Origin of the sequence: Pseudoalteromonas sp. BZK2 (assembly GCF_014349195.1) — a bacterium.
GTDB lineage: Bacteria > Pseudomonadota > Gammaproteobacteria > Enterobacterales > Alteromonadaceae > Pseudoalteromonas > Pseudoalteromonas simplex.
In genome coordinates this window covers 14,166-38,808 of record NZ_JACSOG010000003.1, presented here as the reverse complement: position 1 = coordinate 38,808, position 24,643 = coordinate 14,166, and the positions used below count along the sequence as shown (strand labels likewise).

General features: G+C 41.4%; 21 protein-coding genes. 17 read left to right on the top strand and 4 right to left on the bottom strand.

Annotated elements, in window-relative coordinates; all coding sequences use genetic code 11:
• The first annotated feature begins 12 nt into the window (after positions 1-12).
• The 7 genes from phoU to BIZ38_RS02510 all read left to right on the top strand — a co-directional run bounded on the left by phoU (position 13) and on the right by BIZ38_RS02510 (position 6,013).
• Positions 13-714: a phosphate signaling complex protein PhoU gene (phoU, locus tag BIZ38_RS02540; protein ID WP_138616855.1), complete on the top strand. Its 702-nt coding sequence runs from the start codon at positions 13-15 to the stop codon at positions 712-714.
• A 150-nt stretch (positions 715-864) separates the two neighbouring features.
• Entirely contained in the window at positions 865-1,542 is a 678-nt protein-coding gene (locus BIZ38_RS02535; RefSeq protein WP_054552477.1) for a TIGR00153 family protein, read from the top strand.
• A 43-nt stretch (positions 1,543-1,585) separates the two neighbouring features.
• Positions 1,586-2,854, top strand: coding sequence for an inorganic phosphate transporter (locus tag BIZ38_RS02530; protein WP_054552478.1), 1,269 nt, complete (start codon positions 1,586-1,588; stop codon positions 2,852-2,854).
• A gap of 76 nt (positions 2,855-2,930) precedes the next feature.
• Positions 2,931-3,848 (top strand): hydrogen peroxide-inducible genes activator, encoded by a 918-nt coding sequence (locus BIZ38_RS02525; RefSeq protein WP_054552479.1) that lies wholly within the window; start codon positions 2,931-2,933, stop codon positions 3,846-3,848.
• Between the two features lie 120 nt (positions 3,849-3,968).
• Positions 3,969-4,511, top strand: a complete 543-nt coding sequence (locus tag BIZ38_RS02520) for an RNA polymerase sigma factor (protein ID WP_054552480.1) — start codon at positions 3,969-3,971, stop codon at positions 4,509-4,511.
• Positions 4,504-5,103: a hypothetical protein gene (locus BIZ38_RS02515; RefSeq protein WP_187489489.1), complete on the top strand. Its 600-nt coding sequence runs from the start codon at positions 4,504-4,506 to the stop codon at positions 5,101-5,103. Before BIZ38_RS02520 ends, BIZ38_RS02515 begins: the two co-directional genes overlap by 8 nt.
• A gap of 1 nt (position 5,104) precedes the next feature.
• Positions 5,105-6,013, top strand: coding sequence for a hypothetical protein (locus BIZ38_RS02510; RefSeq protein ID WP_187489488.1), 909 nt, complete (start codon positions 5,105-5,107; stop codon positions 6,011-6,013).
• A 23-nt stretch (positions 6,014-6,036) separates the two neighbouring features.
• Here the strand turns inward: BIZ38_RS02510 and BIZ38_RS02505 are convergent, their stop codons facing one another.
• Together BIZ38_RS02505 and BIZ38_RS02500 are read right to left on the bottom strand one after the other, a co-directional pair.
• Positions 6,037-6,240, bottom strand: a complete 204-nt coding sequence (locus tag BIZ38_RS02505) for a hypothetical protein (RefSeq protein WP_054552483.1) — start codon at positions 6,238-6,240, stop codon at positions 6,037-6,039.
• A 233-nt stretch (positions 6,241-6,473) separates the two neighbouring features.
• On the bottom strand, positions 6,474-8,984 hold the full coding sequence (locus BIZ38_RS02500) for an EAL domain-containing protein (protein WP_054552484.1): 2,511 nt from the start codon (positions 8,982-8,984) through the stop codon (positions 6,474-6,476).
• 214 nt (positions 8,985-9,198) lie between these two features.
• Between BIZ38_RS02500 and queA the strand changes: the two genes are divergently transcribed.
• The 5 genes from queA to secF all read left to right on the top strand — a co-directional run bounded on the left by queA (position 9,199) and on the right by secF (position 14,702).
• Positions 9,199-10,230, top strand: coding sequence for a tRNA preQ1(34) S-adenosylmethionine ribosyltransferase-isomerase QueA (gene queA, locus BIZ38_RS02495; RefSeq protein ID WP_054552485.1), 1,032 nt, complete (start codon positions 9,199-9,201; stop codon positions 10,228-10,230).
• 138 nt (positions 10,231-10,368) lie between these two features.
• Positions 10,369-11,496: a tRNA guanosine(34) transglycosylase Tgt gene (tgt, locus tag BIZ38_RS02490; RefSeq protein WP_058583935.1), complete on the top strand. Its 1,128-nt coding sequence runs from the start codon at positions 10,369-10,371 to the stop codon at positions 11,494-11,496.
• Positions 11,497-11,525: 29 nt separating this feature from the next.
• Positions 11,526-11,864: a preprotein translocase subunit YajC gene (yajC, locus tag BIZ38_RS02485; RefSeq protein ID WP_036973302.1), complete on the top strand. Its 339-nt coding sequence runs from the start codon at positions 11,526-11,528 to the stop codon at positions 11,862-11,864.
• Between the two features lie 22 nt (positions 11,865-11,886).
• On the top strand, positions 11,887-13,746 hold the full coding sequence (secD, locus tag BIZ38_RS02480) for a protein translocase subunit SecD (RefSeq protein ID WP_166339885.1): 1,860 nt from the start codon (positions 11,887-11,889) through the stop codon (positions 13,744-13,746).
• A gap of 8 nt (positions 13,747-13,754) precedes the next feature.
• On the top strand, positions 13,755-14,702 hold the full coding sequence (gene secF, locus BIZ38_RS02475) for a protein translocase subunit SecF (RefSeq protein WP_054552488.1): 948 nt from the start codon (positions 13,755-13,757) through the stop codon (positions 14,700-14,702).
• Between the two features lie 66 nt (positions 14,703-14,768).
• Here secF and BIZ38_RS02470 read toward each other — a convergent pair whose 3' ends face one another.
• The gene (locus tag BIZ38_RS02470) at positions 14,769-16,265 is read right to left on the bottom strand and encodes a mannitol dehydrogenase family protein (RefSeq protein WP_138616866.1); all 1,497 of its coding nucleotides are present in this window, start codon (positions 16,263-16,265) and stop codon (positions 14,769-14,771) included.
• A gap of 17 nt (positions 16,266-16,282) precedes the next feature.
• Positions 16,283-17,995 carry a purine-cytosine permease family protein gene (locus BIZ38_RS02465; protein ID WP_138616868.1) on the bottom strand — a complete coding sequence of 571 codons (1,713 nt, stop codon included), beginning with the start codon at positions 17,993-17,995 and terminating at the stop codon, positions 16,283-16,285.
• A 596-nt stretch (positions 17,996-18,591) separates the two neighbouring features.
• Between BIZ38_RS02465 and BIZ38_RS02460 the strand changes: the two genes are divergently transcribed.
• The 5 genes from BIZ38_RS02460 (at position 18,592) to BIZ38_RS02440 (ending at position 24,612) form a co-directional block, all read left to right on the top strand.
• Positions 18,592-19,941 carry a carbohydrate porin gene (locus BIZ38_RS02460; protein ID WP_187489487.1) on the top strand — a complete coding sequence of 450 codons (1,350 nt, stop codon included), beginning with the start codon at positions 18,592-18,594 and terminating at the stop codon, positions 19,939-19,941.
• A 256-nt stretch (positions 19,942-20,197) separates the two neighbouring features.
• The gene (locus tag BIZ38_RS02455) at positions 20,198-21,154 is read left to right on the top strand and encodes a sugar-binding transcriptional regulator (RefSeq protein WP_138600201.1); all 957 of its coding nucleotides are present in this window, start codon (positions 20,198-20,200) and stop codon (positions 21,152-21,154) included.
• Between the two features lie 117 nt (positions 21,155-21,271).
• Positions 21,272-21,820 carry a hypothetical protein gene (locus BIZ38_RS02450; protein WP_187489486.1) on the top strand — a complete coding sequence of 183 codons (549 nt, stop codon included), beginning with the start codon at positions 21,272-21,274 and terminating at the stop codon, positions 21,818-21,820.
• A gap of 87 nt (positions 21,821-21,907) precedes the next feature.
• On the top strand, positions 21,908-23,698 hold the full coding sequence (locus BIZ38_RS02445; protein ID WP_054552494.1) for a GGDEF domain-containing protein: 1,791 nt from the start codon (positions 21,908-21,910) through the stop codon (positions 23,696-23,698).
• A gap of 83 nt (positions 23,699-23,781) precedes the next feature.
• Positions 23,782-24,612: a substrate-binding periplasmic protein gene (locus BIZ38_RS02440; RefSeq protein WP_166339893.1), complete on the top strand. Its 831-nt coding sequence runs from the start codon at positions 23,782-23,784 to the stop codon at positions 24,610-24,612.
• Positions 24,613-24,643: the final 31 nt, after the last annotated feature.

Sequence of the window (24,643 nt, the reverse complement as noted above, 5' to 3'; positions counted from 1 at the left end):
TAGAGGTAGACAATGGAACATAATATCAATAAACACATTTCGGGCCGCTTTAATGAAGAGCTTGAAAATGTGCGTAACCATGTATTAAACATGGGTGGTTTAGTTGAACAACAATTAAACAGTGCACTGGATGCTGTTAGCAATGGTGATGCAGATCTTGCACAGAAAGTTCGTGAAAACGACTATAAAGTAAATGCAATGGAAGTGAATATTGACGAAGAATGTACACGCATTATTGCTCGTCGTCAGCCGGCAGCGAGTGACTTACGTCTTGTCATTGCCATTGCAAAAACAATTGCCGATTTAGAGCGTATTGGTGATGAAGCTGAGCGTATTGCTAAAGTTGCGCTAGACTCATTCACTAAAGATCAGCAAGACTTACTGGTAAACATTGAAAACATGGGGCGTCTAGTATCAAAAATGCTTCATGATGTACTTGATGCATTTGCACGTATGGATGTGCAATGTGCGTTTGAAGTACATAAAGAAGACGCTAAAGTTGATCGTGAATACGAAGCAATTACCCGTCAAATTATGACATATATGATGGAAGATCCACGCTCAATCCCGAAAATTATGGATTTAGTGTGGTCAGTACGTTCATTAGAGCGTATTGGCGATCGCTGCCAAAATATTGCTGAATACATCATCTATTTTGTTAACGGTAAAGATATTCGTCATACATCTCAAGCAGATATAGAAAAGTCGCTGTAATTAAGCCGCTACTTTTCATTACTAAATCGAGCGGCCCTAGGGCCGCTTTGTGTTTTATTGCTGATGTAAGGCAGAAAAAGCGTTCACAATCGAACACAATGCTGTAAAATTCGCAGCTGCCAAAGCATACTAATTTATAAAGGGTCAGTTATGCCTACAAATGCATTTTTAGGGGTTTTTGCTAAATCACCTATTAAGCCTATGGAAGATCACATTAAGAAAGTACATCAAGCAAGTAAAGCATTGATCCCTTTCTTTAATCACGTGTTTAAAGAAGAATGGCAAGAAGCGGAAGAAATCCGTTTAAACATTCGTAATTTAGAGCGTGAAGCTGATGAAATGAAACGTAACATCCGCCTTCAACTACCTCGTGGCTTATTTATGCCAGTTGAGCGTACCGATTTGCTAGAGCTTGTTACTCAACAAGACAAAATTGCTAACAAAGCAAAAGATATCGCAGGTCGTGTAGTTGGTCGTGAGATGATCATACCTACCGAAATCCAAACAGATTTCCTTGCTTATGTAACTCGTTGTGTTGATGCGACTAAACAAGCGTCAAAAGCAATCAATGAGCTAGATGAGCTGCTTGAAACGGGCTTCAAAGGTCGCGAAGTGACTTTAGTTGAAAAAATGCTCGTTGAATTGGACGCTATTGAACAAGACACGGATGACATGCAGATCAAAATTCGCCGTCAATTGCGCGCCATCGAAAATGAACTTAACCCAGTCGACGTGATGTTCTTATACAAGATCATTGAGTGGGTGGGCGAGCTTGCAGATATTGCAGAGCGCGTAGGTTCTCGTCTTGAGCTGATGTTAGCTCGTTAATTAAAAATCAGTTCAAACACGAAAAAAATTAAAGGTTCACACAATGGATATCATTGCAAATTACGGCACGTTATTGGTTTTAACTGCCGCCGCAGTCGGTTTCTTTATGGCTTATGGTATTGGTGCAAATGACGTTGCCAATGCAATGGGTACATCAGTAGGCTCAAAAGCACTTACAATTAAACAAGCAATCATCATCGCGATGGTGTTTGAATTCGCTGGCGCATACCTTGCCGGTGGTGAGGTTACATCTACAATCCGTAAAGGGATTATCGATGCCACGCCATTTATGGACATACCTGAGTTAATGATACTCGGTATGATTGCCGCATTATTCGCTGCAGGTAGCTGGTTATTAATTGCCTCTTTCTTAGGCTGGCCAGTATCTACGACTCACTCAATCATTGGTGCCATCATTGGTTTCGCATTGGTTGCAGTAGGTAGTGAAGCAATCCAATGGAACAAGGTAATGGGTATCGTAGGTAGCTGGATTGTTACGCCTGCTATCTCTGGTTTTATTGCTTATTTGATTTTCATGAGTGCGCAAAAGCTAATTTTTGACACTGATGCACCTCTTAAAAATGCTAAGCGTTACGTGCCTATCTATATGGGTCTAGCGGGCTTCATCATGTCACTTGTAACAATCAAGAAAGGCTTGAAGCATATCGGTATTAACTTAGGTGCTGTTGAAGGTTATGCGCTTTCTATCGCGATTGCTGTTGTAGTTGCTATCATCGGTAAGATTGCGATTGCTCGCCTTAAAATCGATCCTAAAGCTGATAAGAAAATGCAGTTCAACAACGTTGAGAAAGTGTTCGCAGTACTTATGGTACTAACAGCATGTTGTATGGCATTCGCACACGGTTCAAACGACGTTGCTAACGCGATTGGTCCATTAGCTGCTGTTGTAAACATTGTTGAGCACAACGGTGAAATCGCTAAGAAAGCGGCTATCGCATGGTGGATTTTACCACTAGGTGGTTTAGGTATCGTTGCTGGTCTTGCTATTTTAGGTAAGAAAGTAATTAAAACAATCGGTGAAGGTATCACACACTTAACACCAAGCCGTGGTTTTGCTGCTGAACTTGCTGCTGCTTCAACAGTTGTTATCGCATCAGGTACTGGTTTACCTATTTCTACTACGCAAACACTTGTAGGTGCGGTACTAGGTGTTGGTATGGCACGCGGTATTGCGGCTCTTAACATGGGTGTTGTAAGAAACATTGTAGTTTCTTGGGTAATTACATTGCCAGTTGGCGCAGCCCTTGCTATTGTTATTTTCTATGTACTGAGAACTGCCTTCGGGGTATAAAAAGTACTAAAAGACTTTTAGCTTGAAAAGATCTCAATGCCTTAGGTATTGGGGTCTTTTTATTTGCAGGTAGAGAATGAATAACTTACCAAGTATTAAACAACTACAGTATTTATTAGCAGTCCACCAACATCAACACTTTGGCCGCGCAGCAAGCGCCTGTTTTATTGGTCAGTCAACCTTAAGTAGTGCAATTCAAAACTTAGAAGAAACCTTAGGTTGCCAGCTTATTGAGCGCGAAAATCGCAGCCTAATGTTTACCGCAATTGGTGAAGAGGTTGTCGAAAAAGCACGTAAGATTATTGACGACACCCTTAGCCTTAAAGAGCTGACAAAGAGTTTTTTAACGCCTTTGAGCGGCACACTCACGCTTGGTGTTATCCCGACGATTGCCAGCTTTATTGCTGCGCCTTTATATCATTTCTGCAAACAGACCTTTACCGAGTTAGAGTTAGTCTTGGTTGAAGACACCAGTGACAAACTGCTCGACAAACTTGAACATGGCCAAATTGATATGGCATTGCTCGCGTTACCGTATGACACTGAAAAGTTTCATACACAAGTACTTGCTAAAGATCACTTCAGCCTAGTGCATCATAAAGATTATACTCCCGCAGATGGTGTGGAAGATTTTAATCTTTTACCGGATGCGAGTGTGTTCTTACTAGAACGTGAGCACTGCATGACTGGCCATGCACTAAGTGCTTGCCATTTGAATCGCTCAAGTTGTATTAACCCATTTGAAGCGGCAAGCTTACATACGCTATTAAGTATGGTTGAACACCAGCTTGGTGTTACTTTTTTACCACAAATGGCTATCAATGCGGGCATTTTAGATAAAAAAGAGATGGTCGCAACACCATCTCAAAATGATGCATACCGAGATATTGGTATCGTGTGGCGTAAAACCACGGGCCGGATCAGAGACTTTAGGCTATTTAGCCAGCAGCTAGAGCTGTTTCTCAATAAGCAATGTAGCTTAGACGGTCAATGAACAAAAAACCCCAAATAAAAATATTTGGGGTTTTTTATTATTTAAGCAAACTATTTTTTTCCTTCCCTCGACTAACATAATAACAAAACCATTAAAGGCAGATCAGATGACGAGGCTAGTTTGTTTTTTCAATCACTTGAAACACTAATTGCTAAAGCGCAACAGGGTAATAAACGGGCGTGGTTGAAATTAGTCAAGCAGCACGAAACACAGGTATATAACTATTGCCTAAGGATGTTAAGTCACCCTGATGATGCAATGGATTTAATGCAAGAAGTGTTTATTTCTGTTTATAAAAGCTTACCGAGCTTTCGTGGTGAATCGAGTTTCAATACTTGGCTCTATCAAATTGTGCATAGGCGTAGTGTTGAATATTACCGCCGCCGTAAGCTGCATCAAGGTTTAGACGATATACCAGAAGAAAGCTGCGAGCATAGTGAGTTAGAAACCAATCAACTGCAATCTGAGCAGCATCATGAACTCAAAGCAATGATGAACAATTTACCCTGGGAGCAACGCTTGGTGGTGGAGTTAAAGTTTTTTCAGCACTGTACATTTGAAGAAATAGCTGAGCAATTGGGTATTTCAACCAATACAGCTAAATCAAGACTATACAGTGCGCTTGGTAAGTTAAAAGTGCATTTGGAGGCCGTAGATGGCTAATTTAGATTCATTATTTACCGCATGGTTAGAAGGCGAAAGCCTCACTGAAGAGCAAATTGCGTTGCTACAAGCCAATGCTGAGTATGCATCAATGATGAACAATGCAATGCAGTGGCAACAACAAAGTCAACATTATGAAACGGTACCCGTACCAAATTGGGATCGAGAGTCTACGATGCCCAAAGTGCAAAAACAAAGTCTGTTTTTTGGTGCTGGAATGTGGGCAGTGGCTGCGTCAATAGTATTTTGCGCATGGGTTTTTGTTAGTAATCCACAGCAAGGAAATCAGCAGTTACTTGAGCAAGTGGCCAAGCAAACCAATTTATTAGAGTCACAACAAAAGCAAATTGATCAGTTGCAAAACATCATTACTGCGCAAAACGAAGTGCAGCAACAACAGATGTACCAACTGGCCAAAGAAGCGATTAAAACCGGGCGAGTAGAGCGCCAAGAAGATATTGCCAGCGTGCTGGCTTATATCAAAACACAGCGTGCCCAAGACCAAGCATACTTACGTATGCAGTTAAATGATTTAGCAGAGCAAGTGGAAGGCGGACCATTGCCAACCGTTGCCAACAATTTGGAGTATTAAGATGTCAAAATACAAATCAACTACGGCAGCATTATTGCTTTGCGCAGCAGTAAGCTTACAAGCACAAGCAAGTGATGAGTTAGATAAAATTCAGCGTGAAGTCGGGATTATGGAAAAGATTCTCTCAGCGGCGTTAAAACAAGACACTGATAACAAGGTAAGGAATGTCTCTTCGAGTTATTTGCAGCACCAAGGCGTGGTGTTTAGTTTTGATGTACGAGGCAGTTCACGCTGGTCTACAGTGTTTGCCTCTGTGCCCGATGCGCCGTTGCCACCAATGCCTGATATTGATTTTGAAGAACTCACTGAAATAGAAGTACTAGGCGAGCATGTGCAAGTGATCAGCGATGCGGTGGTAGTGAAAACGCAAGAAGCCTACCAACAAGCTATGGAAGTGATGCGCGAAAGTGCAGAGCGAGTACGTGAAGTGGCTGAGCAAGAGCGAGATGTAAGCCGTGAAATTCGTGATCTTGAACGTGAAAAGCGCGACCTTGAATTTGATCGTCGCCACGATAAAGATGCCAAAGAGCAAGAGCTCGAAAAACGTAAACAAGCATTACAAGCATCGATTAAAGAGCTTGAAAAGCAACAGCTAAAGTTATCACAAAAGCAGCAGCAAATGCGCAAAGAGTTAGCTGAGAAAAAACAAGCCCGCGTAAAAGAGCAAAAGCAACAGCTAGCAGCCCTAGCACAGCAAGTAGATAAAAGCTTATCTCTGACTCTATGTGATTATGGTAGCGGTTTAAGAAGCCTGCCTAACGATGAACATGTGAGCTTTATCATCCGTGGTGTTAGCGAAGGTAAAACTGAACAAGTAAAAGTGTTTAAAAAGTCAGACATTAAAAAGTGTGTGGTTGGCGATATAAAAGCCGCGCAATTACTCGAAAAAGCATCAAGTTATAGTTTTTAAATTCTCCCAACTAAAAAAGCAGCCTAAAGTGGCTGCTTTTCATTCATTGAAAATGGTTTTAAGTCGGGTAAAAACAACAAGTAAACCCACACGACTAAGTTAAAGTAAGGTACTAAACCTAACCCTGTAAAGGTTTTTACCGGATACCCTTTTAAGCTCGCATTACGGTAACATTGATACGCTATCCCTAGATTTACAATCAGCAACAAAACGATTAGTTGTGTCATCACTTTTCTCCATTATACCGCCAATACATGGACTTAACGATGTTAAGTTATGCTTAGTATGTTTAATATAATAAGTAATGTCATGTTTATTATAGATAATCACCATAAAAACACGACATTTAACCTTGCTGTGGATTTAAGTATAGATGAGTATTGTCAGTATGGAAGCAAAATTTCTTAGAAAAAATGTTTAAAGATGTATCAAGCTTTGCTCTAAATAGGCTAGATAATTGTTAGTTAAACAGATTATTTTCAGATATTTTTTTAAGTTCAGCCGTTATTTTTTCAACAGGCATCGGGCGAGCAATGAAGTAACCTTGCCCATAATCTACGCCGATATCTTTTAGCGCTAAAAATATCTCTTGATTTTCAACATATTCAGCAACAGAGCGTTTATCAAGGGAACGGCTAATATCATTAATTGCTTTTACCAGCGCTAAATCGATTGGGTCGTTCAGCATGTCGCGAACAAATGAACCATCAATTTTTACATGTTGAGCCGGTAATTGTTTAAGGTAGTTGAAGGTACTAAAGCCTGTACCAAAGTCATCAATTGAGAAGTGACACCCTAAGCCGTTCAAACGCTCGATCATGGCACGGGTTGCAACGAGGTTATTAATACTCGCAGACTCTGTGATCTCAAAAATGATACGTGTTGGTTCAACAGCATATTCTTTTAAGCTCGACTCAATATGAGGCAGTAAGCGTTCATCTAAAAACGACTGTGCTGATAAGTTAATTGCTATTTGATTGAGCTCCGGGTACTCGGCAACACTCTTAATTGCATTACGAATAACACATTGATCCATTAAAAATGTATCGTTTAGAAGTTCAAGAGCTGGGATAAATTGATTTGGGTAAACAATTTCATCGTTTAATTTTAAGCGTAATAGCGCTTCAAAATAGGCAACATGGCCGCGCTTAAAGTCCCAAATAGGCTGATAGTGAAGCTCGATAGCATCGTGCTGTAATGCCTGACGAATACTGTGCCCCCACTCTAACCCCGCTTGTAAGCTATTGTGGCTGGAGTCTTCTTTAGAGTAGCAATGAACGAGGTTACGTCCTAAGCTTTTTGCTACATAAAGAGCGATATCAGCTTGTTTTAAGCATTCACTTGGATCGTTATTTTGCTCAGTGATTTGTGTTAAACCAATTGAACAGCTAATTGAGTACTCTTGGCCTTCTGAATGAAAACGGTGTTTTTCAATCGCCATGCAAATGCTTTCTGCAACCAAGTGTGCATCGAGTAGGTTCGTATTTTTTAAGATCACGGCGAATTCATCACCACCGATGCGACACACCAAGTGCTCATCACTGATATTCGCTGTAAATAACTGAGCGACTTCTTTTAGAACGATGTCGCCTTGTTGGTGACCTTTACTGTCGTTGATGATTTTAAAGTGATCTAAGTCGATATAAATCAGCGCATGCTCGGTATCGTTACTGGTGTACTTGGCCTTACAAATACGTTGTAATTGTTGGTCAAAGTAATAACGGTTATGCAGCTCTGTGAGCGTATCGTGCAAGGCTAAATGACGAAGTTGTAGCTCTGCCTGTTTACGCTCATGAATGTTATCGATAGTGGCGGTAATAGTCGCTGAGTTTTGGCTATTTTTTATTAGTTGTAAGCGACATTCAACCCAAATGGCATTACCATTTTTATGTTTTAGCTGGATCTCTACCTGTTGCTGTTGCTCACCACCAAGCAAAATACGCTGAATGGTATCTTGTAGCTTTGTTTTGCACTCCGGTAAGCAAAAGTCTGTTAGTGACTTTGCTAAACTAGATTTTATGCCATAGCCCGTTAAATGCTCCCAAGCTGGGTTAATAAAGCGAATATTACCCTCTTGGTTAAACTCAAGTACCACCGTATTTAGGTGTAATAAAATACGTTGGTGGGCAGAAAACAGCTCTTTATAACGGCTTTGACTTTGGCTTAGTTGTTCTACTTTTTGTGCAAACTCTGCGTAGCTCACCATGAAATCTTCACGACGAGCAGCGTGGTCACACACTTTGCTTAATAACGAGTGATCGTAAGGGGCGCGAATAAAATCAGTAACGCCAGAAAGTAACAACTGCTCCGCGTAATCTGCATCATTGTTATCAATGATGGTTACAATCGCTTGTTTTGGGTTGTGTTGTAATATTTCGCTAATTAACCCAGCTGCGGTATCAGAATGAGACTCGGTGGCGTCAATCAATACAATGGCAAATTTTTGTTGTAAAAAAGTAGCTAGCGTCGCTTTTGTAGACGTGGTGTGAGTAATAGCAAAACTGAGTTTAAGCTGCTCGCTAATATCTTTTGCTTTGCGACTATCGGTTTCAAGTAGCAATAAATTAAGGCGACTACTTTTCTCAAGATGGGTTGATAACACGTTGGCTAACATTTGCGGCAGCATATCTTGGCGTTCAAATGGCAATACGGCATCAATGCCATAGCTGCGAGCCGTGGTTTCGGCTATACGTTCACAATAAATTGGTGGAGTAAGTAAAATAGGTGTGTTTTTTGGTGTTTTTAATAACCCTGAACGGATCATGCGCGAAAAACGCCAACCATCAATCTTACCAACCTCAAGACCGGTAATGATAATATCCACTGGGTGGCTTTTAAGAATTTTTAGCGCATCTTGAGAGTCACTGGCTTCGATAAACGTGAAGACATTAAGTTTGTTTAATGTGGTCTTAATTGTTTCACGCTCAGCAACGCTTGCGTTTAAAATTAGCAGTTTCAACTGCTTTGCCATGGCGCTACTACCTCTTACCTAACCCATGTTTATTGAATAGGCTAGAATAATGACATTTTGCCTAATCTACAAGCAAACTTTACCTAAAAGCGGTTAATAAGCACTTAAGTGTGTAAACCTGTAAGCGGCCATTCACTTGGTCTAGGGCTTTGCTTGAGGTAGTAGGCGTATCAGAGTAAACTTGGCGCGTTTTTATTAATGAGAGATATGCTCTATGCGCGTAGCTGATTTTAGCTTTGACCTTCCTGATGAATTAATTGCTCGTTTTCCGAAAGCAGATCGAACTAGCAGTCGTTTACTGACGCTTGATGGCCCATCAGGGCAAGTTGAGCATAAAGTATTTAGTGATATTTTATCGCTCGTTAATGAAAATGACTTATTAGTTTTCAATAATACCAAAGTGATCCCTGCTCGCATGTTTGGGCAAAAAGAATCAGGCGGTAAGCTTGAGGTGTTAGTAGAGCGTGTACTTGACGAACACCGTGTGCTTGCGCATGTACGAGCTAGTAAATCGCCAAAACCAGGCTCAAAAATCATTCTAGAAGGTAAAGCAGAAGCAACCATGGTTGCGCGTCATGGCGAGCTTTTTGAGCTTGAATTTGCCAAAGACGAAAATGTACTCGATATCCTAAACGACATCGGTCATATGCCATTACCACCTTATATTGACCGCCCTGATAATGAGTCAGATCGTGAGCGTTATCAAACTGTTTATGGTGAAAAGCCAGGTGCCGTAGCCGCGCCAACAGCTGGCCTGCATTTTGATGATAAATTAATGGCAGCCTTAAAAGACAAGGGCATTAACATGGCCTTTGTGACCTTGCACGTGGGCGCTGGTACATTCCAGCCTGTGCGCGTTGACTCAGTTGATGAGCATGTTATGCACTCAGAGTACATCGAAGTACCAGATGAAGTGGTTAAAGCGGTAGCCGAAACGAAAGCAAAAGGTGGTCGTGTAATCGCTGTAGGGACTACATCAGTCCGCTCATTAGAGTCAGCAGCTAAAGTGCACGGCGGCAAACTAGATACTTACTTTGGCGATACCGATATCTTTATTTATCCGGGTTATCAGTTCAATGTGGTTGATGCCATGGTGACAAACTTCCATTTACCTGAATCAACGTTAATCATGTTAGTAAGTGCCTTTGCAGGCCAAGAGAACATAATGGGGGCTTACCATACGGCTATTGAGCAGAAGTATCGCTTCTTTAGTTATGGTGATGCGATGTTCTTAACGCGCAAATAACGTTAAAAAGCCCAGTTTTTGAACTGGGCTTTTTATTTTCGAATTTAGCTCAATTAATAGTAATAAACCTGCAAACAGGGTAGAATCGAGCGGTTAAATTATAGCTTGTTGGACTGTTTTTCCGACACTGAGGATAATATGAAATTTGAATTAGACCGCACTGACGGTAAAGCGCGCCGCGGCCGCTTGATTTTTGAACGTGGTGTTGTAGAAACGCCAGCATTTATGCCGGTAGGTACTTACGGTACTGTAAAAGGTATGACGCCTGACGAAGTGAAAGATACTGGTGCACAAATTTGCCTAGGTAACACTTTCCATTTAATGCTGCGTCCTGGTACAGAAATCATTAAGCAGCACGGTGACTTACACGACTTTATGAATTGGGATCGTCCAATCCTAACTGATTCAGGCGGTTTCCAAGTATTCAGCTTAGGCGCAATGCGTAAAATCACAGAAGAAGGCGTGATGTTCAGCTCACCAGTTAATGGTGAAAAAATCATGCTTTCGCCAGAAAAAGCGATGCAAGTTCAGCGTGATCTAGGCTCTGACATCGTGATGATCTTTGACGAATGTACGCCATACCCTGCGACTGAAAAAGAAGCGAAAGATTCTATGGAGTTGTCACTTCGTTGGGCTAAACGCTCAAAAGAAGGTCATGGTGATAATCCAGCTGCGCTGTTTGGTATTATCCAAGGTGGTATGTACCCTGAGCTTCGTGCACAATCGCAAAAAGGCCTAGAAGAAATCGGCTTTGATGGTTATGCATTAGGTGGTTTATCGGTTGGTGAGCCGAAAAACGAGATGATCAACATTCTTGACCACTGTGCTTACAAAATGCCTGAAGACAAGCCTCGTTACTTAATGGGCGTTGGTAAACCAGAAGACTTAGTTGAAGCGGTTCGCCGTGGTATCGATATGTTTGACTGTGTGATGCCTACGCGTAACGCCCGTAATGGTCATTTATTCGTAACTGGCGGCATTGTTAAAATTCGTAATGCAGTACATAAAACAGACACCGGTCCATTGGATCCTGAGTGTGATTGTCATACGTGTAAAAACTATTCACGTGCATACTTGCATCATCTTGATAAATGTAATGAAATCTTAGGCGCACGTCTAAACACGATTCACAACTTACGTTATTATCAACGCGTGATGGAAGGCTTACGTAATGCCATCAGTAATGGCAAACTAGACGAATTTGTTGCAGATTTTTATGCACGCCGCGGCCAAGAAGTGCCAGAGCTTGCAGATACATCAGATTAAATTTTTAGAAAAATTAAAGAGGAAGTGAAATGAGTTTATTCATCTCAAACGCCCACGCAAGTGCGGCAGGTGCAGCACCAGCAGGTGGTGGCATGGAAATGCTAATCATGTTGGGTATTTTCGGTCTGGTATTTTATTTCTTAATCTACCGTCCACAAGCTAAGCGTGTAAAAGAGCATAAAGCCCTAATGAGCGCAATGGCGAAAGGCGACGAAGTACTAACGCAAGGTGGTTTAGTAGGTAAGATTGCTAAAATCGCTGATGACAAAGACTTCATCGTGATTTCATTAAACGACCAAGCAGAAGTAACAGTACAAAAATCAGCTGTTTCTGCAGTATTGCCAAAAGGCACTATGAAGTCGCTATAACAATAAAAATAAGGACTCACACGTGTTAAACAAGTTTCCATTATGGAAGTATTTACTTGTTCTTGTAGTGTTAGTCGTTGGTATTTTATATGCCTCTCCTAACTTGTATGGCCGAGACCCGGCCATACAAGTATCGGGCACTAAAGGTACTGATGCTGACCTCAGCGTACTCGATAAAGTAAATGCGACTCTCAAAGAACATAACGTTACTGTTAAATCAAGCAAACTTGAAGATGGACAAATCCTCGTTCGTTTTAAGAATGTTGAAGACCAACTAAAAGCGCAAGATCTACTGCGTGATTCCCTTAGTGAAGATTATATCTCTGCAATCAATATGGCACCTGCTCAACCAGAGTGGTTAAAGTCACTGGGTGGTAACCCAATGAAACTAGGCCTAGATTTAAGCGGTGGTGTTCACTTTACTATGGAAATCGACATGGCGACGGCGGTTGATACTCAGCTTGAGCAAATGGAACAAGATTTCAAAAGTGACTTACGTGAAGAAAAACTACGTTATCGCACTATTCGCCGTGTAGCGAACAGCGAGCGATTACGTGTTGAAATGCGTAACGAAGAAGATAAAGACGCAGCAGAGCGTTTCTTATCAACTCGTTACCCATTAAACGTTTACGTTGATGATAGCAGCAGCGACAATGCTTTTTATGCCAGCATGAGCGAGCAAAAGCTAAAAGAAATTCGTGACTACGCTATCAAGCAAAACGAAACGATTATCCGTAACCGTATTAACCAAATCGGTGTTGCAGAGCCTAACGTACAGCGCCAAGGTGCTGAGCGTATCATCGTGCAACTTCCGGGTGTACAAGATACAGCGCGTGCTAAAGAGATTCTAGGTGCAACAGCAACTCTAGAGTTCCGTGAAGTTGACGAAAACGCAGATGCAAGTGCAGCGCTTCAAGGCCGTTTACCGCCTGGTACAGAAATGATCATGGCGCGTGAAGGTTACCCAGTGGTTCTTAAACAGCGCATCATTCTTGAAGGTAGCCACATCACTGGCGCGCAATCAGGTATGGATGAGTATCAACGTCCACAAGTTAGTATTACGCTAGATAGCAAAGGTGGCGCAAAAATGAATGCGTTCACTAAGCGTGCTATCGGTAAACGCATGGCTACAGTATTTATCGAATACAAGCCATCAGGTAAAACAGATGAAAACGGTAAAGCACTTCCGCCAATTAAAGTTGAAGAAGTGATTAACGTGGCGACCATTCAAGCGCGTCTTGACCGTTCATTCCGTATTACAGGTATCGATAACCCAGCTGAAGCACACAACCTTAGCCTATTACTTCGTGCTGGTGCACTGGTTGCGCCAATTCAAATCGTTGAAGAACGTACGGTAGGTCCAAGCCTAGGTCAAGAGAACATCGAAGCGGGTATGACTGCCGTTGTGCTTGGTTTCGTGTTTGTACTGGTATTTATGCTTATTTACTACAAAGGTTTCGGCATGGTGGCGAATATCGCTCTGGGTGCCAACCTAGTATTAATTGTTGGTGTGATGTCGCTTATTCCGGGTGCTGCGTTAACGTTACCGGGTATTGCAGGTATCGTATTAACCGTAGGTATGGCGGTTGATGCCAATGTACTTATCTTCGAACGTATTCGTGAAGAACTTGCTGATGGCCGTAGTCCACAACAAGCCGTTCATTTTGGTTACGACAGCGCGTTTAGCACCATTTTAGATGCTAACATCACAACGCTTATCGCAGCAGTGATTCTATTTGCAGTGGGTACAGGTCCTATTGCTGGTTTCGCAGTAACGCTAGCGATTGGTATTATCACCTCTATGTTTACAGCCATTGTTGGTACCCGTGCGGTAATCAACTTGTTCATTGGCGGTAAGCGTATTGATAAGTTGTCGATTTAGGAGTCAGCATGCAAATTTTAAAACTCGGTGGTAAAACACTCCCGTTTATGAAGTTAAGAAAGTTTGCCATGACATTATCAACTTTGTTGATTTTGGCTTCTTTCGTGTCGTTTTTTACTAAAGGCTTAAATTTTGGTCTCGACTTCACTGGCGGTACCGCTGTTGAGGTAGGCTTTACACAAGCACCTGATCTTAAAGAAGTACGTGATGCAATCACTGAAAGTGGCTTTGAAGATTTCTCAGTGCAACTGTTTGGCTCAAGTAAAGAAATTCTAGTGCGTCTTGCTCCGCAAGGTGCTGGCGTAAAAGCAGAAGTAATTGGCAACCAAATCATTACGGCATTACAAAAAGTTGAGTCGACAGTAGAAATGCGTCGTATCGAATTTGTTGGCCCAAGTGTTGGTGAAGATCTAAAAGAGCAGGGTGGCCTTGCCATGTTAACTGCGCTTATCTGTATCTTGATCTACGTGGCGTTTCGTTTTGAATGGCGTTTTGCGGTAGGTGCTGTATCAGCACTATTACACGACGTTATCATCACACTAGGCTTATTCTCAGTACTAGGCCTAGAGTTTGACTTAACGATTCTTGCGGCGATTTTGGCGGTAATAGGTTACTCACTCAACGATACCATCGTTGTATCTGACCGTATCCGTGAAAACTTCCGTAAAGTGCGCATTGATGACACGATTGAAATTATCGATATTTCATTAACGCAAACGTTAAACCGTACCCTAGTAACATCAATCACCACTATCCTAGTATTGATTGCGTTATTTGGCTGGGGTGGTCAAACGATCCACGGTTTCGCAACCGCATTACTATTTGGTGTGTTCATCGGTACTTATTCATCTGTTTATGTTGCTTCAGCTGTAGCAATTGCAATGGGTGTAAGTAAAGAAGACTTAATTCCTGAAGTAATTGAAAAAGAAGGCGCGGATCTCGATCCTATGCCTTAATCAGTGATACAAAAAGAAACCGCCCTAGGGCGGTTTTTTTTATTTTTAAACTTACTCTGCCTGATACTACTTGGCCTTATAACTACTTAACACCGCCTCCATAATCTGCTCAATTGCCACTCCCGCATAGAGTTGGCTGATGTAATATTTATATTCATTACAAAATGACTCGTTCTCAATAATTGAGCCGAAAATGCTCGGTTGCTCAAGAAAAGCAAGTGGTGAAATGCGTGATGCATGAGCAGCCTGCTGTAATGTTTCAGCCATATCATCGATAACCTCTAAAGGCTGACCTTGTTGAGACGAATGCGTGTCGCTGTATAAGCACCAAGCTGCAATTACTAAATTAGCAATCGCACCATTCCCACCAATTTTAAGGTTCTCTACTATCGTAGGTACTAAAAAGGTGGAGACTTTACTTGCGCTTTGAGAGCAAATTCGTGCAAGGCTATCCTTGATGTTAGGGTTTGCAAATCGAGTTATCAGTGTTCGCTTATAATCACTTAGATCAATACCAGGTACGTCATCTAAAATCGGTGTTACTTCGTTATCCATGAAGTTGCTTACCACTGTAGCAAATAAGGGATCTGAAATTGTTTGCTCTATGGTTTGATAGCCACGCAAAGATCCGAGTATTCCCATAACAGTATGGCTTGCATTTAATAAGCGAATTTTCATGGTTTCATAAGGCGTTACATCATTGACTATTTGCGCACCTACTTTCTCCCAAGCTGGGCGTTGTTGACAAAATTTATCCTCGATGACCCATTGGTGAAAAGGCTCACACGTGACAGGCCATGAATCAATCACTCCCAGCTGTTCTGCTAGAGCCATATCTTTATCTGTGGTTGCAGGCGTAATACGGTCGACCATTGCATTAGGGAAGCTAACTTGATTTGCGACCCAATCAGCAAGCTCTGAGTCATATGAACTAATGTAAGTAACTAACATTTTTCGTATGACATCACCGTTGTGTTGAACATTATCACAAGACTGAACTGTAAACGGTTTTTGACCACTCTTTCTGCGGCGATCTAAAGCAGCAGCAAGGTAGCCAAAAATCAGCTTTGGCTTGTTTGGGTTTGCTAAGTCATGTTGTATATCGGGGTTTGAAAAATCGAACTCGCCGGTTGATGGATCATAGTTATAACCCCCTTCGGTTATTGTTAATGAAACAATCTGGGTTTCCTCAGCGGCCATTTTATTTATAACAGCTTCTGGATCATCTGGCGCTAAGAGAAAATCGGTTAAACAGCCAATTATTTGCGTATCAGTTTTGCCATTTGGGTGCTTTACCAATAGTGAGTACAGATAATCTTGTGCTTCTAAAGATTGCTTAATAGCCCGATCAGCCTCGCGTAAGCCTATACCGCAAATGCCCCAACTTAGATCGCCAGTATGGTTGATGTAGTTATCAGTATAGAAAGCTTGATGAGAGCGGTGAAACCCGCCCACACCAACATGGACAATCCCAGCTTTTAGTGATTGTCGGTTATAACGCGGCACTGATATAGATGTAGGAAAAGAGCTCAGTGTTGAGTTATTTAAAGAAAGTGCGCTCATGTTTTGCCCCCGAGCAGTTAAACGGCTGAAAATTGTTTTTTACGCTGCATAGCCCAATACGCACTCGCGAAGTAAATGATGGTACAAGCGAATCCACTATTGAAAAATAACGTTCTATTGTGTTCATAGGAAGCAACATCTGGTGAGTTGAACATGGCATTTGCTGCTAGCACCACAGTAACACCTAGACTTAACCAAGCAACCGCAGTGAGTACTTTGGTTAACAGGCGCTGATCAAGAATAAATCCTGGCTCATTGGCTGCTTGTTCGGCGTGAAATCTTTCTACTTTTTTATCAAAATTAGCTAGCTCTGCTTCTTCTTCAGGATACTTCTGCGCAGCGCCATTGCGTTTTGCTAATAAAATATATACGACAATACTGAATACCCAAGTTGGTAAGAAAAGGTAGTAGAATGGGATTATATTGATCGCGTTTAGTGTAAATCCGAACACTAGGCCAAGTGCCCACGCAATAACAGCCGCAGAGCTATGCTCAAGCTTTTTGTAGGTGACCCAATAACGAGTTAGACCTATCTTTGGAAATAAAAAATGTTCAGCAAAAACGATAGCGCCAACAGGTACGACTAAAAGTCCTGCGTATGTAAGAAGTGGCAGTAGCTTAGTAAATACAAATGGAAAGCAAGCAATTAAAACAGTAACAATGCCCACTAAAAATGTCGTTCTGGTACGCGAAAGGTTACTAAATATAGCTTGTGCAGCAAGACCAGCTCGGTATAAGTTTGCATTTGCTGTAGTCCAACCTGCAACAATAACAATAACTAACCCAGATAACCCAAGTGCATGGAACGCAACATCGCCAGGATCTAGCTCAGTAATCGACTTTTTCACCAAAACTGCTGTACCCGCACCCATAATGCCTGCAGAGATCCAAGCGATATAGTGACCAAATAACATACCGGCTGATGTGCATAAGCCATAGCTTTTTTTCTTCGCGTAACGCAGCAGAGCCATGTCTATTAAACCAAAGTGAGTGATGGTGTTTGCTGCCCAAGAGAAACCAATGACTTCTAATAGTCCTATGCCTGGCTCACCATTGGCATCTAACCCAGTCCATACAGAGACACTGCCAATGTGCATGAAGTCTCCCCAACTCGAGACAGAGGTTTCACCAATGACCGAATTGGCAAGTTCAGGCATGAGTACTAATGGACCGCTGATGAACATAACAAATAACCACGGAGCACAAATACCTGAGAATTGCGATACAGCGTTAAAACCATACATAGCAACCAATACAACGATAATGCCTACGGCAAGAACGACCATGACAAACCATGCGTTTGTTGGATACCAATTTAATTGCGCGGGAATATCAAGTGCAAAGCGAACAGCCGTTGCAGAAACGGTGATCATAGCAGCAGAAATAACCGTAAAGATTATGACGTTCGCCCAGTTATATAACCGGGTCATTGAGTTTCCTGCTATTTTTTGAAGGTAAGTATATAGACTCAGGCGTGTTTCAACAGCAATTGGGGTGGTGATTAGTGTCCAGCTTAGCACGGCGAGAATATTACCAATTAGCAAGCCAAGCAGAATATCCGTCATGGTTGCGCCAAGTGCGACAAAGGTTGCGCCAAATACAAATTCAGTAGCAGCAACATGCTCTCCTGCGTATAAACCTAAAAAATGTCTCCATCCTTTGAGCTTATGTTTTGCAATAGGTAATTGCTCTTCTTCTATATGGTTTAGGTCTTTATGATTAGTATTCATAAGTAACGATCCCAGTACTTTTTAGGCATGCTGATTTGTAAGCAAATAGCTTAACTGCATCTTTATTTGTGTGTTCATTGTTTAACACTAAAACTTTTTATTAGATAAATAGAAAATTTCAAAAATCAACACGCCCATGATTGTTGTCATAGAGTATTTACATAAAGTAAATCTTCCTGTTTGGGCAAGTGGATTGCACTTGGGCATAATCCTATTTTGGTTGCTGTTTGTCAATGTTAATGAATCAGTCTATTTAATCGGCTGATTGTCATTAATAAGTCGAAGTAATTGCTCTTGTTCTGAAATTAAAACTTCATTAAATCAACATTGATAAAGTTGTTATTTTTTAATTGGTTATGGGGGTGGTTGATTTTTCCTGAAATGGTGTTCACATGAAAGAGGATTAGTTTTATCCATTTTAATTTCTCTTTCACAGATTCTAATTTCTTTTAATTAGAATTTGAGCTCTATTTTTTGATGTTGACAAATATATTTTGTGTTAGGAATATGCTCATTATGTTGTCATTTGCTCTTTCTTGGGCGTTGAATACTAAGATGTTGATCAGCTAGGGCAAATTAAAATGGAGAACACGCATATGAACACAAATCAACAACCAAAGTTTTATCGTACATGGAAAGGGGAAAGTGAACGCTATTTAAACGTCGCTCGGCTTAAATCTATCGCAGCCATTATGTTGCTGTATTCTCAGTCAGGTTATGCAGATGAAAGTTTTGATGTTCACAGCCATCTAAGTGGCGGTTGGCTAGGGGCAAGAGATAAGCTAGCAGAGCAAGGTGTGGATGTTCGCTTAGGCTACTTCAGTCAAACAGCTCACAACTTAAAAGGGGGAGAAAGTACAGAAACGGCTTATGCCGATCAGTTTTTTGCCGGTGGCTACTTTAATTTAGAAAAATTGCTTAATTGGTCAGGTGCCGAATTTAAGGTGGAGCTTACCAACCGTAATGGCGAGCTTATTAATGAAAAAGCAAACCTGCCAGTTTTGCTGCAGTCGCAACAAATTTATGGTCGTGGCAATGTAACGCGTTTAACTCAATTCTCTCTAACTCAGCATTTATTTGAAGATCAACTTAGCATTAAAGTGGGTCGAATTTACCCAAGTGCTGATTTTTTTGCCATGAGTTGTGCCTTTCAGCACCTAACATTTTGCAGTGGTGGCTCATCCAATTATTTGAGTAGTAGTTGGTATGGTGACCCCCTTAGTGCACTAGGCGTGCAACTAACATACAAAGTCACTGATAATTTGCTTTTTAAACTAGGCAGTTATGATGCAAACCCTGCAACCATGTCATTAAATCAAGGATTAAAATTAACAACATCAGGAGAGGTTAACGGCACGACCTTAGTAGGTGAGCTGGAATATAAACGCCAATACAAGAATGGTTTAGATGGAGATTATCGATTTGGCGTTGTCCGCAGCAGTTTAGATAAAACTAAACTAGTCAATAATGCGGGTTACCCTGCTGGCACGACAAGCGATATGGTTGCTATAGAAGATACTGATAATGCATTTTATTTTAATATTGAACAACAGCTAACTCGAAATAGTTCTGGAGGGGGCTTACGAATATTTGCGAGTATGATTCACGCAGATCAAAGCGTCAGTGCTGTTGGCGAAGTTTTGGCGTTTGGCGGATATATTGATGCACCTTTAGTTAGTAGACCACACGACCGTATTGGTTTTGCAGTGGGCCGAAACAGTGTGAGTAATGAGCTTAATGATGCTCAGCGCTTTTATAACGCGAATTTTTCAGATGATGAAGTAATCGTAAGAGACCATGAGTACCCGATTGAGTTAAATTATAACTATGTTGTTACCCCAGCAATACAGTTAATGCCTAGTATTCAGTATATCATCGACCCTAATGGTGATAATGATGCTGAGAATGCATTGATTGCAGGTTTGCAGCTAAATTTAAATTTTTAGTTAAAGCTTAAACCGACGTTATTTGGCAGCGAGTGCACGACTTTTGTTGTGCCGCTGAGAAGGGCTTGCGGTTATTGTCTCTTTGTGAAATACATAGGCACCTCACTAATATTTAACAAAATTAAGTAAGGTGTCTTGTTAGTTTAGAGTGTGAACCCTAAAATTGTTATTCATGACAGATTATGTATAGAATAGCCGCTGAATAGCTGATTTTTCTAATCATTTACCTCATTTATTGTTCAAACAGGCGTATAAAATGGCTTCAATTCCTAGCAATGATAATCAAAAATTAGAGGAAGCAGCGAGGGCTGGCTGGCTCTACTATGTTGCTGGTAAAACACAAGATGAAATAGCTAAGCAACTTAATACGTCTCGCCAATCTGCGCAAAGGCTTGTTGCTTTAGCAGTATCTCAAGGGTTAATAAAAGTACGATTAGAACATCCAATTCGACGCTGTATGGAGCTTGCTGATGCGCTACAAAATCGATACGGTTTGCTTAGTTGTGAAGTGGTGCCTAGCGAGAGTAACGATATTAATTCTACCATTGGCTTGGCTCAAGCGGGTGCCGCAGAAATTGAAAGACAACTAAAGCAGCGCCATGCAAAAATCATTGCGTTTGGTACTGGAAGAGTGTTGCGCGCATGCGCAGAAGAGCTACCTACTATGCAATGCCCACACCATCGTATTGTATCCCTAGTTGGAAATATTGCTCAGGATGGCTCAGCAAGTCGCTATGAAGTAGCTATTCATGTTGCAGAAAGGGTTGGTGCGCAACATTTCCCTATGCCAGTTCCAGTTATAGCAGAATCTGAAGCTGATAAAGCAGGTTGGCAGCAATTAACGCATGTTAAAAATGTACATCAACTGGCATCACAAGCGGATGTTTCATTTGTTGGTGTTGGAGATTTAGGAATAAATTCTCCTCTTCATTTAGACGGCTTTATTACTCGACATGAACTAGCTGCGCTTGACGCTATTGGTGCAACAGGTGAAGTAATTAGCTGGATTTTCGATAGTGAAGGTCATCTCGTCGAATCAGAAATAAATAATCGCGTGACGAGTGCGGTACTTTCTCCATCAAATGATAAACGTGTTATTGGGATTGCTGCGGGTGACAGTAAAGTGCCAGCCATTGCAGGAGCGATCGAATCAGGAATGATCAATAGTCTCATTACAAATGAACTAACAGCAGAAGCACTGTTGCTGAGGTAAGTCTTGGTATGACTAAACTGACTAAACTGACTAAACTGACTAAATTGGTAACAAGTGACAGTTTTACAGCTGTTTATGATTTTTAAAAACGAGTCTAACTATACTCTCGGAGACATTATGAAACACCTGATGTTTAGCGTGTTTATACTTTTAATGCTCAGTGCTTGTGAAGATAAGCCAGAGCCAAAACAGACAGAAGTACAGCAAATACCTGAGGTAACACTTCAGCAGCAGTTCGACAGCTACCAAGGTTTAGCTTGGCAAGTTGTAGAGGCACTACAAAACCAATCAGCTGCTCAGCAATTACAAGACCTGACGTTCAAGTTAATTACTTCATCAACAGGTTTGTTTTTAAACCTAAAAGCACAATTGCCAGAGTGTGAGGCAAGTTTGCATGCGCTGGCAGACGCAACAGAGTTTCAACAACAAAGTGATGACGCAGATGCATTGCAGAATGAAATGACAATTAATGTAGATCCTGAACTACCTGAGTTTGCGGCGCCAAGCTGTTATCACGCACAGCAGTTATTACTTAATCCACTTGCAGTTTATAAATTAGCGCAACAAGCTGATTTAGCTACGAGTGATTACCAAAATGCTAAATTAAAAATGACTGATAGTTTTGCCCGCATTAAGCAACTTGAGCTCATCACCGCTATTGAGTAGTCTGCACTCGTCATAGCCTTGCCATAAAATTGTCATACAAGGTTGATAATTTACCCACCTATTTGTATTACTAACGCTAGGTGTAAGGTGAACGCACAACTACAGCAGATCTTAGATAACAGTGCAATTGAGACCTTGTTTCAACCTATCTTTGATATTTCTAATCAACATATTTTGGGCTATGAGGCATTAAGCCGCGGCCCAAAAGGGTCTGAATTAGAAATGCCGAGTGCATTATTCAGCGCAGCAATTGCTTGCCATAAGATCTCTGAATTGGAGCTACTTTGCCGCAGTAGAGCAATTGAGAACTTTGTGAAACTCAATTTACAAGGCAAGTTATTCTTAAATGTAAGCCCTAAAACCTTACTCGACCCTTGCCACCCTAAAGGTGAAACATTACACCTAGTTGAACACTTTGGCCTTGCAACCAATCGGGTCGTTATTGAGGTTACAGAACAAGAAAAAGTCGATGATGGTTTTTTATTGTTAAAAACCATTGCTCATTATCGTGAGTTAGGTTTTTCGATTGCTATTGATGACTTAGGGGCTGGCTATTCTGGCTTAAAGCAGTGGTCTGAGTTATGTCCTGAGTTTGTAAAAATAGACCGCTACTTTATCGACCACTGCGATCAGAGTGTGGTTAAAAAAGAGTTTTTAAAGTCAATTATAGAGCTTGCAAAAGCCACCAATACGCAAGTTATCGCAGAAGGCATAGAACGGGCAGAGGAGCTTCGTTTACTCGAAAGCTTAGGTGTGCAACATGCACAAGGCTTTTTACTTGAAAGGCCGAGCTTACAGCCAAGTTACGAAATAAATATTCACTGCTTAAAGCACTTAGAGTCATCAGATAATAGCAATACTTTTGAGCAGTCTATGGCGATTGGTTGGTTGGCGGTCGAGCACGCCAGCATAGAAGCAACAACCCGCTGTAAAGATGCCCACAGTATCTTTGAGCAAGATAAAACGCTAACTAGTCTTGCCGTATTAGAGCACAATATTCCTGTTGGTTTATTACACCGAGATCAACTCACTGAAGTGTTTGCTGCTCCCTATGGCCATGCACTTTATGATAAGCAGCCAGTTACTTCTTTAATGGATAAACAGCCGTTAATCGTTGACGAAAACGAGTTACTCGATACGGTGAGTCAGCAAATTACCGAGTTTGAGTTTGATATTCGACGCCATATTGTGATCACTCGAAATGGTGAATACTTAGGTTTGGCGCCATTGCGTAATATCTTAAAGCACATTACCGAAGAAAAAATCCGCCATGCACAACATGCCAACCCGCTGACTATGCTGCCGGGTAATGTCGCGATTAACGAAGCAATTGAGCTGAGACTTCGTAATAACTATCCGTTCTCACTCGCATACGTTGATTTAAACCACTTCAAACAATTCAATGACCTGTACGGTTATGCCAGTGGTGACAGCGTTATAAAATTACTTGCTGAAGTCATCGTCGAGGCCTGTAGTACTAGCAAAGGGTTTGTCGGGCACATTGGCGGTGATGACTTTATGGTGGTGTTTGACAAAAATGATGCAGAGCAAGTTTGCCATAACATTATTAGTAAGTTTGAGCTGCAGTCTCGGGCCTTTTTCACACCAGAACATATTGAGCAAGGGGGTTATTGGGCAAGCAATCGAGAAGGTAAAAAGCAGTTTGTGCCACTGCTTACATTATCAATCGGTTTAGTTAAGCCTGATTTAGAGCTATGTATTAACAGCCACCAAGTCGCAGCGCTGGCAACTGATGCGAAAAAAGAGGCCAAACGTTATCAGAGTAGCCACTTGTTTGTATGTAAACGTAGCCGACCAGCCCCCGCAGTGGTACGTTTAAGCAGCCATAAAGATGAAGCGATATCTGCCCGCTCATGAAGAAATTTTAAGTTTGCTTAATTTTACTTGTGTCCCTGTTTAACTGGGTGTAGCTTAAAAAAAACACAATAAACAAAATAACAATGAAGCGACTATGTAGTGCAATCCTAGTATTGCTAAGCCTAGGATACAGCCTTACCACAGAAGCTAAAAATGTGGTCAATTTAGCGATTGAACAACGCCCACTTTATAAACGCGATTATTACCTTCATGAATTGCTGGCAGCGGCTTTACGCGCCAGTAATTATCAAGCAGAAATCAACGAAGTTCTGGTTCACCCTCATCAACAGCGCACTTTGCTGATGCTCGATGAAAAGCAGGCCGATGTGTTTTGGAGTATGACAAGCCCCGAGCGAGAACACCTTGCAATAGCAGTCAAAGTACCTCTGTTTAAAGGCTACATTGGTAAACGCGCATTACTCACTAAACGAGCGTTTCTACCGCGTTTTAAAGATGTAAAAACGAAACAAGATTTAGCGCAGTTTAGTGCCATTCAAGGCCATGATTGGCCTGATACAAAAATCCTTGCGCAAAACGGCTTAACAGTCAGGCCACTGGCAAATTATCAAGCGATGTTTAACTTAGTGATTAGAGGGCGAGTAGATTATTTTCCACGTTCGTTTATTGAAGTCATGTCTGAAATGGAACAAATCAAAAGTGACGAGCTGGTTATAGTGCCTAACCTTTATATTAGTTATCCAACAGCATTTTACTTTTTTGTCAGTAACCACAAGCCTGAACTAGCTGAGGTATTATTAAAAGGGCTCAACACGATGAAAAGCTCGGGCGAATTTGAGCAATTATTTGCCAGTTACTTTGCTGAAGACTTAGCTAAGTTGCCATTTAAAGAAGGTGAAGTCATAGAGATAAAACTCGACAACGATTATTTTCAGCCACAAAAAAAGGAGCCTTAGCTCCTTTTTTGCATTTTTACATTACAACCGC

Bases quoted from the DNA above. Each gene is read 5' to 3' on its own strand.
- phoU (WP_138616855.1), top strand. From the start codon at position 13: ATGGAACATAATATCAATAAACACATTTCGGGCCGCTTTAATGAAGAG.
- BIZ38_RS02535 (WP_054552477.1), top strand. From the start codon at position 865: ATGCCTACAAATGCATTTTTAGGGGTTTTTGCTAAATCACCTATTAAG.
- BIZ38_RS02530 (WP_054552478.1), top strand. From the start codon at position 1,586: ATGGATATCATTGCAAATTACGGCACGTTATTGGTTTTAACTGCCGCC.
- BIZ38_RS02525 (WP_054552479.1), top strand. From the start codon at position 2,931: ATGAATAACTTACCAAGTATTAAACAACTACAGTATTTATTAGCAGTC.
- BIZ38_RS02515 (WP_187489489.1), top strand. From the start codon at position 4,504: ATGGCTAATTTAGATTCATTATTTACCGCATGGTTAGAAGGCGAAAGC.
- BIZ38_RS02510 (WP_187489488.1), top strand. From the start codon at position 5,105: ATGTCAAAATACAAATCAACTACGGCAGCATTATTGCTTTGCGCAGCA.
- BIZ38_RS02505 (WP_054552483.1), bottom strand. From the start codon at position 6,240: ATGACACAACTAATCGTTTTGTTGCTGATTGTAAATCTAGGGATAGCG.
- BIZ38_RS02500 (WP_054552484.1), bottom strand. From the start codon at position 8,984: ATGGCAAAGCAGTTGAAACTGCTAATTTTAAACGCAAGCGTTGCTGAG.
- queA (WP_054552485.1), top strand. From the start codon at position 9,199: ATGCGCGTAGCTGATTTTAGCTTTGACCTTCCTGATGAATTAATTGCT.
- tgt (WP_058583935.1), top strand. From the start codon at position 10,369: ATGAAATTTGAATTAGACCGCACTGACGGTAAAGCGCGCCGCGGCCGC.
- yajC (WP_036973302.1), top strand. From the start codon at position 11,526: ATGAGTTTATTCATCTCAAACGCCCACGCAAGTGCGGCAGGTGCAGCA.
- secF (WP_054552488.1), top strand. From the start codon at position 13,755: ATGCAAATTTTAAAACTCGGTGGTAAAACACTCCCGTTTATGAAGTTA.
- BIZ38_RS02470 (WP_138616866.1), bottom strand. From the start codon at position 16,265: ATGAGCGCACTTTCTTTAAATAACTCAACACTGAGCTCTTTTCCTACA.
- BIZ38_RS02465 (WP_138616868.1), bottom strand. From the start codon at position 17,995: ATGAATACTAATCATAAAGACCTAAACCATATAGAAGAAGAGCAATTA.
- BIZ38_RS02460 (WP_187489487.1), top strand. From the start codon at position 18,592: ATGAACACAAATCAACAACCAAAGTTTTATCGTACATGGAAAGGGGAA.
- BIZ38_RS02455 (WP_138600201.1), top strand. From the start codon at position 20,198: ATGGCTTCAATTCCTAGCAATGATAATCAAAAATTAGAGGAAGCAGCG.
- BIZ38_RS02450 (WP_187489486.1), top strand. From the start codon at position 21,272: ATGAAACACCTGATGTTTAGCGTGTTTATACTTTTAATGCTCAGTGCT.
- BIZ38_RS02440 (WP_166339893.1), top strand. From the start codon at position 23,782: ATGAAGCGACTATGTAGTGCAATCCTAGTATTGCTAAGCCTAGGATAC.